At 37.9% G+C, this 14,293-nt stretch carries 13 protein-coding genes; 10 read left to right on the top strand and 3 right to left on the bottom strand.

What is annotated here, in order from left to right; translation table 11 throughout:
• Complete coding sequence (gene sanA, locus PR808_RS04665; RefSeq protein ID WP_206085373.1) at positions 1-705, bottom strand: outer membrane permeability protein SanA; 705 nt, start codon at positions 703-705, stop codon at positions 1-3.
• A gap of 375 nt (positions 706-1,080) precedes the next feature.
• Here sanA and PR808_RS04660 point away from each other — a divergent pair, with 375 nt between their 5' ends.
• The 5 genes from PR808_RS04660 to PR808_RS04640 all read left to right on the top strand — a co-directional run bounded on the left by PR808_RS04660 (position 1,081) and on the right by PR808_RS04640 (position 5,926).
• The gene (locus PR808_RS04660; RefSeq protein ID WP_206085374.1) at positions 1,081-1,773 is read left to right on the top strand and encodes a carbohydrate-binding family 9-like protein; all 693 of its coding nucleotides are present in this window, start codon (positions 1,081-1,083) and stop codon (positions 1,771-1,773) included.
• Between the two features lie 170 nt (positions 1,774-1,943).
• The gene (gene murQ / locus PR808_RS04655; protein WP_206085375.1) at positions 1,944-2,861 is read left to right on the top strand and encodes an N-acetylmuramic acid 6-phosphate etherase; all 918 of its coding nucleotides are present in this window, start codon (positions 1,944-1,946) and stop codon (positions 2,859-2,861) included.
• A gap of 58 nt (positions 2,862-2,919) precedes the next feature.
• Positions 2,920-4,281 carry a PTS transporter subunit EIIC gene (locus PR808_RS04650; RefSeq protein WP_206085376.1) on the top strand — a complete coding sequence of 454 codons (1,362 nt, stop codon included), beginning with the start codon at positions 2,920-2,922 and terminating at the stop codon, positions 4,279-4,281.
• Between the two features lie 17 nt (positions 4,282-4,298).
• Positions 4,299-5,144 carry a MurR/RpiR family transcriptional regulator gene (locus PR808_RS04645; protein WP_272538812.1) on the top strand — a complete coding sequence of 282 codons (846 nt, stop codon included), beginning with the start codon at positions 4,299-4,301 and terminating at the stop codon, positions 5,142-5,144.
• Positions 5,144-5,926, top strand: coding sequence for a sulfite exporter TauE/SafE family protein (locus tag PR808_RS04640; RefSeq protein WP_206085378.1), 783 nt, complete (start codon positions 5,144-5,146; stop codon positions 5,924-5,926). Before PR808_RS04645 ends, PR808_RS04640 begins: the two co-directional genes overlap by 1 nt.
• A gap of 45 nt (positions 5,927-5,971) precedes the next feature.
• Here the strand turns inward: PR808_RS04640 and PR808_RS04635 are convergent, their stop codons facing one another.
• Complete coding sequence (locus tag PR808_RS04635) at positions 5,972-6,871, bottom strand: rhomboid family intramembrane serine protease (protein WP_272538811.1); 900 nt, start codon at positions 6,869-6,871, stop codon at positions 5,972-5,974.
• A 161-nt stretch (positions 6,872-7,032) separates the two neighbouring features.
• Positions 7,033-8,730, bottom strand: a complete 1,698-nt coding sequence (locus tag PR808_RS04630; RefSeq protein WP_206085380.1) for an NAD-dependent malic enzyme — start codon at positions 8,728-8,730, stop codon at positions 7,033-7,035.
• 403 nt (positions 8,731-9,133) lie between these two features.
• On the opposite strand from PR808_RS04630, the gene PR808_RS04625 reads away from it, so the two are divergent.
• From PR808_RS04625 to PR808_RS04605, 5 genes are all read left to right on the top strand, one after another.
• A complete protein-coding gene (locus tag PR808_RS04625; RefSeq protein WP_272538810.1) occupies positions 9,134-9,769 on the top strand; it encodes a hypothetical protein in 636 nt (211 codons plus the stop codon).
• Positions 9,762-10,397, top strand: coding sequence for a hypothetical protein (locus PR808_RS04620; RefSeq protein ID WP_272538809.1), 636 nt, complete (start codon positions 9,762-9,764; stop codon positions 10,395-10,397). Before PR808_RS04625 ends, PR808_RS04620 begins: the two co-directional genes overlap by 8 nt.
• Before the next feature lie 32 nt (positions 10,398-10,429).
• Positions 10,430-10,975 (top strand): hypothetical protein, encoded by a 546-nt coding sequence (locus PR808_RS04615; RefSeq protein ID WP_272538808.1) that lies wholly within the window; start codon positions 10,430-10,432, stop codon positions 10,973-10,975.
• A 295-nt stretch (positions 10,976-11,270) separates the two neighbouring features.
• Positions 11,271-11,987: a hypothetical protein gene (locus PR808_RS04610; protein WP_206085384.1), complete on the top strand. Its 717-nt coding sequence runs from the start codon at positions 11,271-11,273 to the stop codon at positions 11,985-11,987.
• Positions 11,988-12,000: 13 nt separating this feature from the next.
• A complete protein-coding gene (locus tag PR808_RS04605) occupies positions 12,001-14,121 on the top strand; it encodes a spore coat protein (protein ID WP_272538807.1) in 2,121 nt (706 codons plus the stop codon).
• Positions 14,122-14,293: the final 172 nt, after the last annotated feature.

Genomic DNA, 14,293 nt, shown 5'->3' with positions numbered 1-14,293 from the left:
TTAATTTAATTTGCTGACTTCATCTGGTGATACGGCTGGGTAGCCTTTGATGCCATCTGGCATTTTTATCGGAGCAGGAATGGACTCTTGCTCACCTAAAAACTTCGGTTCACGTTTTAAAATATACACATCAGCGAGAGCGCCTAAACGAGCGAACACTTCACGGACACGAACTTTGAACATCCCAGCAGGTGCTGGAACCGCATAGCACTGTGCATCAATCCCTTTATGTTTAGCGATAAAAACGGCACGCTCACAGTGGAAGCGTTGCGTGATGATCGTGAAGTTATCGGTATCAAACACTTTTTTGGTACGGACAACCGAGTCTAAAGTACGGAACCCCGCAAAATCCATCACAATCTTAGAGGCTGGAACACCCGCTTTAATTAAATCCTTACGCATATTGATGGGTTCATTGTAATTATGAGCGCCATTATCACCACTGAGTAGCAAATATTTTACTTTTCCACTGTGATAGGCTTGTGCCGCGCCATTGATTCGGTTGGTGTAATAGAGGTTAGTGGCGCCAGAGGTGTAGTATTTGGATGTGCCAAGTACCATGCCAACATCACGGGCAGGTAATTGCGCTACATCTTCATAGATATAGGGTGCAGTATCCCAGCTAATCCAGCGATCAAGTAGAATAATGGTCGTAACTGCTATCCCTGCAAGAATAAGAAGACCAATAAGCAGACGTTTCCTCATGTCCTAGCCTTGAAAATAAAAATCATAATAAGAAGGTGTTAGCCTCAGTAGACTCGCTTCTAGGCTACTTGACTTAAATTAGTGACGCAAGTCGCCCAACGTAAAGTCATGTCAATGTTGAGGACAGATTCAAAGTTGACCGCTATTAAACCTAAAAATCGATTTAAAATTAATCAGATATTGGATGAAAAATGGGTGAGTGAAGATTATTCAAACAGTGAGTTGCTTCACAGAGCGAAATTTTTTACCACAGATTGTCTGTTTGTTTTGAAATTTTAATTCTATATTTAATCTAGATGATGAAATTTCATTTCTTTTGGGGTGGAAATCATCAGTCCATAAAACAAATATGAAAATCTGATACGTGAGGGAAATATGAAACTGACCACATTACTTGCCGCTGGTGCGATGTTAGTGACAGCCAGTGTTGCGGCGAAAGAGTACCAAATCAACCATACTGATCAATTAAAATCACTAAATGATGCACAAAACGAAGCCGTATGGCAGCAAGCTGAAGTGTTAACCGACTTTATTTATCCATGGGAAAAAGAAACACCACCAAAAACCGACTTCCGTGCGCTTTGGAGTGATGATGCCCTTTATTTTCGCTTTATCGCAGATGATAAAGACATTCAGCTAGGTGATAACGCCGATAAAGACCAAGCGGTGCTAGATTCTGACCGTGTTGAACTGTTTTTTGCTACCAGCCCTGAGCTTAAACCTTATTATACTGCGGAAATGGACCCAAAAGGCCGCACGTTCGATGCAAAAGCCAACTACTATCGTGAGGTTGACCCAAGTTGGAACTGGGAAACGTTGCAAACAGTGGGGGAAATGACACCGAATGGTTATGTATTAACAGGGAAAATCGATTTGGATGAATTCACGCGTCTAAACCTGTGGCAAGACAAAGACAAGCAAACGTTAATGTGTGCTATTTTGCGTGGTGAATTCAGCGCGGGTGAAGAAAAACAAGTTCGCAAATGGATTAGCTGGATTAAACCAGATTCCGTGAAACCAGATTTCCATATCCCATCAGCCTTTGGTACCTGCAAATTTGTGAAGTAACCTGATAGCCGGTCTTTCATGGCCGGCAAACACATCATTTTTCCTTGAATGAACTGTGAGAGCGATCATATTCGCTGACGAAAATATTCATTTGTTGTGATTTTATTTGAAATTAAAGTTCATATATAGTAATTTTTTATGAAATATAATTTCAATGTGAGGGCGTTTTAATGTCTCTAGCGGAAAATACACTGAGCGACTGCCTAAAAAATGAATTCAACCATGAGACATTACAGTTTTCACGGTTGGAAACGTTAGCGATGGCTACTGCGATTAACCAAGCGGATGCGACAGTTGCTGGGGCTATCCAACAAGTTCTACCGAATATTGCGCAAGCGGTTGATGCTATCGCACAGTGCATGAAACAAGGTGGACGGCTATTTTATATTGGCGCAGGTACCTCTGGTCGTCTGGCTGTATTAGACAGTGCGGAGTGCCCCCCAACCTTTGGTACCTCCCCTGAATTAGTCCAATCCATTATTGCAGGTGGCCATAATGCCATGCTAAAAGCAGTTGAAAATATTGAAGATTCAACGGATGCGGCTATTGATGAGTTAAAAAAACGCCACCTCACTGCAAAGGATGTGGTTGTCGGTATCGCGGCGAGCGGGCGAACTCCTTTTACCCTTGCAGGTATTGAGTATGCCAATGAAGTTGGGGCGCTAACTGTCGCGATCACTACGCGGGGTCATGGGCTAATCAGTGATGTGGCGAAATTAGCTATCGCTCCTGACGTTGGGCCTGAAGTGTTATCGGGCTCAACACGGATGAAAAGTGGCACTGCACAAAAAATGATTTTAGGCATGTTAAGCACATGCGTGATGGGGCGTTTAGGACGCATTCACACCAATTTAATGGTTGATGTTGTCGCAAGTAATTATAAGTTATTGCGCCGTGCAGAACGCATTGTCAGTGAAGTTTGCGGTATTGATACCGAAGCCGCAGCACAGTTATTAGAGCAAGTGGACTACCATCCGCGACGCGCAATTTTGATGTTTGAATTACAAATTAATGCACAGCAAGCAACGGAACTCGTTCAACAACATCCAAATACTACATTGGATAGCTTGTTAGAAACTCGCCGTTAATAAATGGGAAAATGCGGGTAAGTTATGGAAATAGCTTTGCCAACATTAGGGGAACGATATGGCTAATAAAATAGAACATCTGGAAGTACTCGCCAGAGAAATAGAAAAATATGCGGGCGGCTTTGAGAACGTGGCAACATTGACTCACTGTATGACTCGCATCCGTTTAGTCTTAAAAGATAATGAAAAATTTGATGCCGAAGCTTTAAAGCAAATTGAAGGGGTAAAAGGCGTTATTTTTAACGGTGAACAACAGCAAGTGATCGTTGGTATGGGAACTGCGGCAAAAGTGTTTTCTGTGATGAATAAACGTATGCAAGGCAGCGGCGCAGCAAGCATAGAAAATACAGAACCTGAAAAGAAAAAAGGTTTCTCAATTCGCCGTACCCTCAATACATTAGCCGCGATTTTCGTACCAACAATTCCTGCACTAATTGGTTGTGGTCTGATTATGGGGCTGATTAATATCGTCCGTTTAGTCGCACCTGAAGTGGTCGATCAGTTCCCTGAGCTGTTCAAGTTATTGAAGTTAATTGGTAGTGCGGTGTTTGCTTACCTATCGATTATGATTGGGGTTAATACCGCAAAAGAGTTAGGGGCATCAACATCGATTGGTGCTGTGATGGCAGGCTTGTTGTCAATGCCAGGGTTAGCGGATATCACTTTATTTGGCTCAAAATTAGTGCCAAATAGCGGCGGTATTTTTGCGGTCTTGATGGTGGTGGTGTTCTCTTCCAAATTTGAAGTGTGGTTTAGAAGCATTATCAAAGAGAGTTTAGATCTGATAGTGACGCCATTTGTGACCATTTTAGTCTCAGCGATGGTGGCAATTGCGGTATTCCAACCTGCGGGTCATTATTTAAACCAAATTTTGGCGCAAGGGGTCTCCGTTGCGTTATTAAATAGTGGTGGCGGTGCGGTCGCAACGGGGGGGATCTTAGGCGGCAGCTTCCTGTTCTTATTGTTAACAGGTTTACACCAAGGCTTAATCCCAATCCACGCAGAAATCTTACAAACTTTTGGTTTAAATTACTTATTCCCTATCTTAGCCATGGGCGGTATGGGGCAAGTGGGTTCTTGTTTCTGGGTATTCTTAAAAACCAAAAACCAACGCCTGAAAAAAACCTTAGTCGGTGCGTTACCTGTGGGGATCTTTGGTGTGGGTGAGCCGCTATTATTCGGTGTGTCATTGCCACTAGGCAAACCTTTCATTGCGGGTTGTATTGGTGGTGCAGCGGGCGGGGCGTTAATGGCGTTTTTCCATGTGGGTATTATCATTCCATTTGGTACCGCAGGGTTATCGTTAATCCCATTAGTGGGTGATGGCCAAATCCTTGATTTCCTCATTGCTGTTGCAGGTGCATGGATTGTCGGATTCATTGCCAGTATGATAATAGGCTTCACCGATCCTGAAAAATAATTAAATAAGGAATAGCCATGTCGACACTGACGGTAAAACTGGAAAGCTTGCAGACGAGAGGTAAGGGCACTGAACAGCGGATCGCGAAATTTTTACTTGATAATCGCGAAAGCTTAATTGCCATGAATGCTGCTGAGTTAGCTCAAGCGGCAGGGGTTAGTAGCGCGTCTGTTATTCGCTTTTCACGCCAAATGGGTTACCGTGGCTATCCTGAATTTAAGGTGGATTACCTCTCTGATGAGAAACAACATAAAGCGGAAAGCCTGTATGGTAATTTGAGCCGCAGCGATGATACGTCTCAAATTATCGCAAAGACGGGGCAGATGTTTATTTCAGCGATTGAAAAATCCCTTGAGCTATTAGAACCGTCAACGGTTGATGAGGTCGCTAAGCGTATGGTTAATGCCAAACGTATTGTGTTGTTTGGGATTGGGTCTTCAGCGATTGTAGCGAGTGATATTTTCCATAAACTGATTCGAGTAAATAAGCACACGTTATTTAGTTATGACCTACATGTTCAACTGAGTTATTCTGCGAATTTGAGTGCCAATGATTTTGCGATTGCGGTTACTGCACGTGGTAATACGCAAGAAATCAATAACATGTTGCGTTCCGCTAAAGAGGCTGGCTGTTCTACTGTTGCCTTATGCCGTTTTGGGCAAGATGAAGCAACAAAGCTGGCCGATTTCACTTTACCGTACTTTTATGATGAACAGCACACGCAGCTTGGGGTCATTACCCCACAAGTTTTGCAGATGGTGACGTTCGATACGCTGTTTTTTAAATACCTTACTCTCGCAGACAGTGATGCTGACACAGCACTGCAAAAAGGGCGGCGAGCCCTGATACAAGGCAAGAATTAATGATTTTAACGGAGTTAGCCATCGGTGCAGTGATCGGATTGATTATTAGCACTACAGGAGTTGGCGGTGGGGTGATTGTTTTGCCAATACTCACCTACTTTTTCGGCTTAAATGCATTAGCTGCGGTGGCAACAGCGAACTTTTTATCGATGTTGATGAAAATATCCTCCTCATATATGCACTTTCGCCTCGGCAATATCCCATTCAAAGGCGCAATGATTGTTTTAGCAATTATGTTGCCAAGTACGTTTTTAGCCAGTTTGTTGGTGACATGGCTGGGTAGTCTTGAGGGATATGAAAAACAAGTTGAGTGGGGGATTAATCTTCTCGTTGCAGCTGCAATTATTTTTTCCCTTTATTTATTTGTACAGAGAATGTTTTTCGCCGCGCCAGCAAAGATAACTGTAGTGCAGGCCTCCCAATTGAAGTCCATGGCACTTCCTGCAGTATTAGCGGGGATTGTTCTCGGGGCGACAGGGGTTGGCGGTGGCGTGGTCGTCTTGCCCATGTTGTTACGTTACATGCAATTGAATATTAAGCAGGCGATAGGCACCTCGATTTTTGTCACAACGGTATTGTCGGGGTCATCGGCACTGGCTTATGCGCAGGAAGGGTATACTGACTTAAAACTGGCGCTTATTTTATGTGTGGGCGCATTGATTGTCATGCCAGTGGCGAAATATTTGCTGGTTCACCTGTCAGAGCGCACATTTCAATACATTACCCTGTTACTGATCACCTGCAGTGCAGTCATGATGACACTGAATTTATTCTCTTTTTAAACAGATAGCCCTATTATTGATATTGTGAATAATAGGGCAAGTGAGCTAATCTAAATCCCATTTCTTTAAGTGATTCAGTTCTTTTTCCATTTCTTGGTAAATAAAAACGCGCTCATCATTTAGGTCTTCATCTTGCGAGGACGAATAGTGCTGCAACGCGAAAATAAGTAATCCCGCTGCAATCACTGAAATCAATAGACTGGAAAGGTGTTTCGACAACGGTGTAGATTGCGGTGCGAGAACAAAGGCTCCACTAATGACTGCCCCTAAAATAGCCCCGCCGATATGGGCTGCGTTATCAATGCCAGACTGCAAACCATTCACTAAAGTTAAAGCAATCATCCCAATGATATTATACAGCGGGCGTTTTAATTGGTTTTTTTCTTCGATGGACAAGTTGGGGTTATTCAGGGCTTTTAAAAGATAAATAACCGAAGCGGCAGCAAGCCCCATAATGGCACCTGACGCACCAATACTCACAGTGATATAAACCGTATTATCAGGTAAATATAAGCTGTTCCATGAATTCATTGATGCACGGCTGGTGGCTTCACGAATACTCTCGCTATATTGCCAATAAGCACTAAAAAAGGCTGCACCAATACCTGAAAATAGGTAGATAGCGAGGTATCTGAATTTGCCGTATGTCCGCTCACATTCAATCCCTATTACAAACAGAGCCAAGGTATTTAAGGCGAGGTGAAAGCCCCCTGAATGCAACACCATACTCACCGGGTAGCGCCACCAATCCCCCGTTAAGGAGAGTTGGTAAACATTTGCACCAAATATTAATAAGTTATTTTCTTGGGAATCAAGGGGCGCTGCATAGGTAAGCTGATAAAAATAAACGGTGATATTTATGGCGACTATCAATAAGGTGAGTGCCATGGCCCAAATGGAAAACTTCGGTTTATGGGGAGTGTGTGTCTCTAAAGGGTCAGCCATTTCAATATCCTATCTTCGCTTTGTATTGATATATTAAATAAGCTAAGCCATTAGCGCAATTTACCATTATCTGAACTCGGGTATTTTCTCTTTTTTCAGACAAATAAGAAAATAAAAAAAGGCACATAAAATATGCGCCTTTCAATTTAATAAACAACAAATTAGAACGAGGTACGTTTATAAGTACGGTATTCTGGTTTCCAGAAATTACGTTCAATGGCTTCATCTAAAGCGCTGTCAGAGGTGACGGTTGCTACACCTTGAATCTGCGCTTCTTTGGCAACTTGTTTGGCTATAACGCGCGAAACATCTTGGATATCCGATAGCAATGGTAATAAAGCACCTTCGCCATTTTTTGCCAGTGGTGAACAGCTTGCTAATGCGCGGCTCGCTGCCATCAACATACCATCAGTCACTCGTTTTGCGCCTGACGCGATAACCCCTAGGCCTATTCCTGGGAAAATATAGGAGTTATTGCACTGGGCAATTGGGAAAACTTGGTCTTTGTAAGACACTGGGCTAAACGGGCTGCCTGTTGCAACTAATGCTTTTCCGTCTGTCCAATTGATGATGTCTTCTGGGCGAGCTTCAACGCGTGAGGTTGGGTTAGACAATGGCATCACAATTGGGCGTTCACAGTGTTTATGCATCTCTTTGATGATTTCTTCAGTGAACAAGCCAGCTTGGCCAGAAACGCCAATCAAAATAGTTGGTTTGGCATTGCGAACCACATCCAGCAGCGAAATTGAATCACTGTCCACATCCCAACTGGCTAAATTAGCGCTATCTTGCGTTAATTTAGCTTGGAAATCGAGCAGGTTAGGGAGTTTATCCGTCAATAAACCAAAGCGGTCAACCATGTAAATGCGTGAGCGAGCTTCTTCGTCGCTTAACCCTTCGGATTTCATTTGGGCAATGATTTGCTCGGCGATACCACAACCAGCTGAGCCTGCACCCAAGAACGTCACACGTTGGTCACTTAATTTACTGCCTGCGGCATTGCTGGCGGCGATGAGGCTACCTAATGCTACGGACGCAGTCCCTTGAATATCATCGTTAAAGCAGCAAAGCTCATCACGGTAACGGGTTAATAACGGCATCGCATTTTTCTGTGCGAAGTCTTCAAATTGCAATAAAACATTTGGCCAACGGCGCTTAACTGCTTGCACAAACTCATCGAGGAATTCGTTATATTCGTCACCGGTAATACGTGGATGACGCCATCCCATATACAGCGGGTCATTCAAGCGTTGTGGGTTATTCGTTCCTACATCAATAACAATTGGTAAGGTATAAGCAGGGCTGATACCGCCACATGCGGTATACAGTGACAGCTTACCAATTGGAATGCCCATGCCGCCGATACCTTGGTCACCAAGGCCTAAAATACGCTCACCATCTGTGACAACGATGACTTTTACATTTTGTTTTGTGGCATTTTGCAGCATGTCGTCAATATGTGCGCGGTTTGGATAAGAAATAAATAACCCACGGGCACGACGATAGATATCAGAGAAATGTTCGCACGCTTCACCCACAGTTGGAGTGTAGATGATTGGCATCACTTCCGTTAAGTGGGCATCAATCAAGCGATAAAATAAGGTTTCGTTGGTATCTTGAATGTTTCTTAAGTAGATGTGTTTATCGATATCTGTTTTAAAATCAATTAATTGACGATAAGCACGCTCAACTTGCTCTTCGATAGTTTCAACTTGTTCAGGCAGTAAGCCATGCAGGTTGAAGTTCGCGCGCTCTTCTTCAGTGAACGCACTGCCTTTATTCAATAAAGGGAATTCAAGTAAAATTGGGCCAGCATAGGGGATATAGAGAGGGCGTTTTGTTTCGTATTCATGTTCCATGAAATATCACTCTTCGGACGATTAATCAACAAAGTCAGGGTAGATCCTAAGCTAAACAGGAAATATGTACAGTAAATAATGATGCAAAATCGTTAAAAATTTTATAGACATAATAAAGAATTTAGTTAAGGAATGAAACTAAAGCGTACTTTTAGGTTGTGATTACGACGGGTAGATCACGGTTAGCAACATAATGGTTTTAATCCATTTTTTAAATTTAAAGGTGTAAATACAGTTTTCTTTATTATTTCTTGAATTTTTTAATTGATGTTTATCTTTTGTCTAATGAATTATTTTTTAACTAAATAGCGGTAAAACTATATTTAAAAATATCATATATTGCTGCATGTTTTTTATTGATTTATTTTTATGTTAATTTTTATCAACATAAAAGGCGGTAAATATGAGGTTTTTATTTTTTACTTTAATTTTATTACTAACAGCATGTAATGGCGGTCAAACGCTAAAGGTAAATAATGAGGATGAAAAGAATATAACATATGGGGAATCTGAATATAAAAAGGTAAAATTACTCGCCGGGTTGAATTTCAGTTATATGTATATCGCAATGAGAATGCCTGAAAATATAACTAAATATAAGCATAACAAGTTAGCTCATGTTAGGGTTATAGCGGATTTTATAAAGCTAGATAAAAAGTGTTTTGATGAAGGAATTGATTATAAAAAAGCAATTGTTTTATATCATGAATCATTAGATAAAAGGAATGTGTCTCGTACTATTTGGTTTTTTGAAAATATTTTAAATGTAATAGATGAAAACGAAAGAGATATAGTATGGAAAGCCTATCTTTATACAATAAATAAAGGTGGTAGAAAGGATGAATTAGCATTAATTATGAAAATATGGTACGCGATGTTAATAGAAGCGGCTAAGCCACCATCTGAAAAACAACAAAGAAGTATTGAATGGCTTTCTATTGCAAGACAAATTTCGACAATAAATAAGATGGAGAAACACATTAATAGTATGTGGACTAATAATCTTAAAACTAAATCTATAGGATTTAGAAATGAATAGAGCAAAAAATAATTATAACATTATTATTTTATTTATTACTTTACTGCTTTTTTCATTTCAAACTTTAGGTTTGGAACCAAAAAATAAAAAACAAAGTATATTTATAGAAATTATCCATGAATATATGTATGTCACTATGGATGAATATAAAAGACCTTTATCAAAGGAAAATATGAAGAAGTTCCACTATGAATCAGCATTGGCACATATAGAGTTTTTAAAAAATTGGTTTGATGTAAATAAGGATAAAAAAACTAGAAAAGGGGATATTAATTTCCATGAAGCTGTCATGATAAATAAAAAAGGGTTTAAGGCATCAGATTTACCTTATGATGCATGGTTCTTTGCTGATATTTACGATGTTCTTGATGATGCTGAACGAGATAAATTTTGGCAAGACATTCTTAATGCTATTTCCCACCCAGAAACAAATGCTGAGGTAAACGTATTTATTAAGCTTTGGTCAAAAATGAGGTTCGAGACAGATAGCCAATCTGTTGATAAAAAGAAGCCAAGCCAGCGGTGGTTAAATAGAATGAAAAAGATCCCCTTAGTTATTGAAATGGTAAAAACCATGGAAGCTGTTGAAGATTTATTCATTTATTCTCATCCGGAGCTTATTCAATAATTTTTAAAGTAATATTAAGGTTTAAATAGAATATGCGATTGAATATTTATTTAATATTTCCATTAATACTATTCTCGTGTGTAATTAATGCAAACAACAGACCTGGGTTTGTATGTGGGAAGTTTAATAATACAATAGTTGAGGTGCCGAGTGACTATGTGTATACCTTTGCAGAATATGAAGGGTATAGTTATTTTGACCCAAGATTTATTGAAAATAAAAAAGGATGTGAAGCTAATTTTAGAATTCTGCCAATGAGGATGTCTTGGACTGATTTGAAACCATCTAATGAGGTTAGTAATGATGTTAAAATTATAGAGGTTTATGTTGAACCATTAAAGGGAGACCCTGAAAAATATTTGAGTTATAGAAAACACGTGTATTTAGATATGGGGTACCTCAAAAGAAAGGGGGAGTTATATTATGATGAGGAATTAGAACTTTATTTTAATGAGGTTTCTATTGAGTTTAAACATATTAATGGTAATAAAGTGGATGTCAATATAATAAAGTATGGTTACTATTGGGATGAAGATAATGGTGAAGTCAATGTTTTAATGGAGTGTTCATGGAGATAGTTAGATGATAGTTATCGGCGTTGTAAATTATTATCATTAATGCCTGAGTTTGGTCTTAAATATAGTGTTTCATTTGAATTTTCAAATCTTGTTAATTGGGAAACTATTCAAGACAAGGTAAGGCTATTTTTATCAGAACGTATTAAAAATTAGGGACTAAAATATGAATATTAGTGGTCGTAGGCAGGGAAACTTAGAATTAATATCAACCGATTTATCTAATGTTACCCGAATTTTAATGGTTAGCAAAAGGCCAGAGCTTATGTATGATTAGTTTATTTTAATAGGTGTAAGTATGAGATTTAAACTAATAATTAGTTATCTAATTAAATTTACAGTTAATTGTCTTATGCTATTAAGCGCAATAAATAGTTACGCTAATAATCGCCCCGGTTTTGTCTGTGGGAAATTTAATGGAAATATTGTTGAAGTACCTCGAAATTATGTTGATTTTATTGCGGAGTACGAGGGGTATAGTTATTTTGACCGTAGAGCAGTTAACAATAAAACAGGGTGCAATGCTAACTTCACTGTATTACCTTTAAGAATGACATGGCCGGAAATGAAACCCGTCGATAGAATGGGGTTAGACAAAAATATAGAGGAAATAAAAATAGCAGTAAAACCAATGACAAATAATACGGCAACAATGAACAAACTTAGAGATAATTCAATTAATAACGATTTTTTTGGTAAAAGAAGTAATGTTTATTATGATGATGAACTTGATCTCTACTTTGTTGAGTACTTAAGGGAAAATGCAATAACGTATAAAGGGAAAAATTATCAAGATAAAACTCGAGTGTATTGGTCTGAAAATAAAAATGAAGTAATAAGTGTAATTAAATGTCATTGGCTGACTTTAAAAGGAGGTTATAATCGATGTGATATAAATGGGCGTATCCCAGAAATTAATGCTTATTTTCAAATAGATATCAATTGGAATAAGATTCATCAGTGGGAAAATATTTTGTTAAAATCAAAAGGGTTTGTAATAACTCAACTTAAATAGAAAAGGAGTTTCAATGTCAAATAATACAAAATACAGTGCGAGTAGGGTGTTTACAAAAAATGATCTTACTATAATAAAAAAATTATTAAGGAAAGATAAAAGTCCTAAGGAAATGTATCAGTATCTAGCGAGTAAAGGTGATCGGTATGCTCTATTCGCAGGGGTGAGTGGAAGTGAATCAGGTTTTTGGGGGAAATATACGTTATACACTCCGAGTGAAGAAGCATTGTTAAATAATGAGAAAATAAAATCAGAGGAATTTAGGAATATAGATTTTAGACTAGCTGAGGAATATTTAAATTTACTGGAAAGTAAACTCAATGAATCAGGCAGTGAAATTGTTGAAATATTGGACATTAATCATGAGGAGTTGATTTTAATTAATACTAAAGCTTGCTCTAAAAGTAGGTTAAGCATTGATAACTGGTATTTACATGCAGTATTTGAATCACTCTCACCAAATGAAAGGCAAGGCTTTTGGATTCATAGACTAAATTCTAGCACAGAATTCAAAGAGCAAATCAATCATCATTATAAGACATTTGATATGATGATTAAAAAATATATTTCAAGTAATGGTTCTGAAAAAGAGATGTTAAAGTCATGGTTAACGAATAATTTCTATATTTCAATGTATAAGGAATTAAGTAATTCACAAAATTATGAGCTTGATAAGATAAGAAGCTCTGAGTCAGAATTATCTAATTTAATGACGGATGTGATTGGTCACATAAAAACAAACGAAAAAGTGCTAGGTGATGTCGTTCCGTGGGTATTTCATGAAGTTGATGCTGATGAGGTATTAACTCAAGATGCTTTTTCATCAATAAAAAGTGAAGTAGATATCTTATTTTGGGAAACCAAAGAGGAAAAATTAAAATTTTTAATGAATGAAATCAGTGTAAATAGGTATAATCGCAGGAAGAAACGCGCTGCCTTATTTGATGTGAATGAACAGGATAAATTTGAATTGCATTTAAAAGATACACAGGATGTGTGTAAAAAATTAGAAGAGAAAAAAGATCCTAAAATTTTATATGACTATTTAGAAGCAAATAATGAACGGTATGGTGAGATCCCTAATGGGCTTGTTAGAGGTGACTCATATGCAGGGAAAATGGCAACAAATTTTTTAGTTGAAAGAGCAAGAGAACATGGAGTTATATTAAATTACACTGATTTGAAAAATATACAGCTTAAAATAGCAATTAAGACTTGTGATCTATTACTTGATAAGTTCGAGTATAATAATACTAAAGTTTTGAATGAAAGAATGAATATTTTTGAAGCTAAAAAAATACATGATGATTCACTTTCTGATTTTAATTTACCTAAAGAAGCCTGGACATTATCAATTCCACTACAGATTATCCCTATTGAAAAACATAATGAAATTTATAATGAAATGATATCAAGTTCAGGAAGTAATAAACAACAGGTTGAGTTTGGGATTTATTTAACCGATGAGATGTTGACTGAGATAATAAGAAACCCATCTAAAGAAAAAATTGATTTATTTATTGAGTGGACTAATACTGTATTCACAGTTGATAATATGAAAGAAACAGAGTCTGTTTTTGGTGATTATTTTGTAGAAAGAGGAATAACACTCAAGGAAGATATAGTAGCTTACGTGAATGAATTAAAAAAGGTTATTCCTAAAGGTGATTTAGATATTTATGGTGTTGATAGCACAACATCACCAAGTATAACACAGCCTATAAATAGGGAAGTGTTACCCACTCCACCAATCAAACACTCTCACAATATGGTAGATAAATCGATATTGGAAAGCACTTATCCAAAATCCGAACCAAATAGGCAATTAGCACCGCTTACAACAAATTTGCTAGATAGTTCAAAGTTTGAAAATAATGAAGCACCAACAAGTTATTATCTAGAACGTCCAAGTGTTGTTCTTCCGGGAACGTCAGGATTTAAAGACTTCCCTACAGATACCATAAGAAATAACCATCATTTTGAAAATATGATTGATAATTTAAGAGACAATATGTCATCAATGAACAATTCAATAGACTCATTTGATGATAAATACTCAATACCCTCAATGCCAAGTATACCTGAATTTAGTTATAGTGGTTATTCTTCTGGAGGATCTTTTAGTTTTAATTAATATTTAAAAAGTCTACTTATAATAAAATAAATTATTTTAATTATTAGTAATGGAATGGTAATTACTGATGTTTGTTTTTATGTGGGCAATGTGTTTTTTACATAATTGCTTTTTAAGATTGTTGGTTTCTAACTTTATGAATTACAAGGATGTATATGAATTATAAATTAAT

The organism is Providencia sp. PROV197 (assembly GCF_028479625.1).
Lineage (GTDB): Bacteria > Pseudomonadota > Gammaproteobacteria > Enterobacterales > Enterobacteriaceae > Providencia > Providencia vermicola.
The sequence above is the reverse complement of the archived record's forward strand: the minus strand, read 5'-3'. Positions and strand labels throughout refer to the sequence as shown.

What these genes read in the sequence shown, in the direction of transcription:
- murQ (WP_206085375.1), top strand. Translation starts at nt 1,944, where the DNA reads ATGTCTCTAGCGGAAAATACACTGAGCGACTGCCTAAAAAATGAATTC.
- PR808_RS04640 (WP_206085378.1), top strand. Translation starts at nt 5,144, where the DNA reads ATGATTTTAACGGAGTTAGCCATCGGTGCAGTGATCGGATTGATTATT.
- PR808_RS04605 (WP_272538807.1), top strand. Translation starts at nt 12,001, where the DNA reads ATGTCAAATAATACAAAATACAGTGCGAGTAGGGTGTTTACAAAAAAT.
- PR808_RS04645 (WP_272538812.1), top strand. Translation starts at nt 4,299, where the DNA reads ATGTCGACACTGACGGTAAAACTGGAAAGCTTGCAGACGAGAGGTAAG.
- PR808_RS04610 (WP_206085384.1), top strand. Translation starts at nt 11,271, where the DNA reads ATGAGATTTAAACTAATAATTAGTTATCTAATTAAATTTACAGTTAAT.
- sanA (WP_206085373.1), bottom strand. Translation starts at nt 705, where the DNA reads ATGAGGAAACGTCTGCTTATTGGTCTTCTTATTCTTGCAGGGATAGCA.
- PR808_RS04660 (WP_206085374.1), top strand. Translation starts at nt 1,081, where the DNA reads ATGAAACTGACCACATTACTTGCCGCTGGTGCGATGTTAGTGACAGCC.
- PR808_RS04635 (WP_272538811.1), bottom strand. Translation starts at nt 6,871, where the DNA reads ATGGCTGACCCTTTAGAGACACACACTCCCCATAAACCGAAGTTTTCC.
- PR808_RS04620 (WP_272538809.1), top strand. Translation starts at nt 9,762, where the DNA reads ATGAATAGAGCAAAAAATAATTATAACATTATTATTTTATTTATTACT.
- PR808_RS04615 (WP_272538808.1), top strand. Translation starts at nt 10,430, where the DNA reads ATGCGATTGAATATTTATTTAATATTTCCATTAATACTATTCTCGTGT.
- PR808_RS04650 (WP_206085376.1), top strand. Translation starts at nt 2,920, where the DNA reads ATGGCTAATAAAATAGAACATCTGGAAGTACTCGCCAGAGAAATAGAA.
- PR808_RS04625 (WP_272538810.1), top strand. Translation starts at nt 9,134, where the DNA reads ATGAGGTTTTTATTTTTTACTTTAATTTTATTACTAACAGCATGTAAT.
- PR808_RS04630 (WP_206085380.1), bottom strand. Translation starts at nt 8,730, where the DNA reads ATGGAACATGAATACGAAACAAAACGCCCTCTCTATATCCCCTATGCT.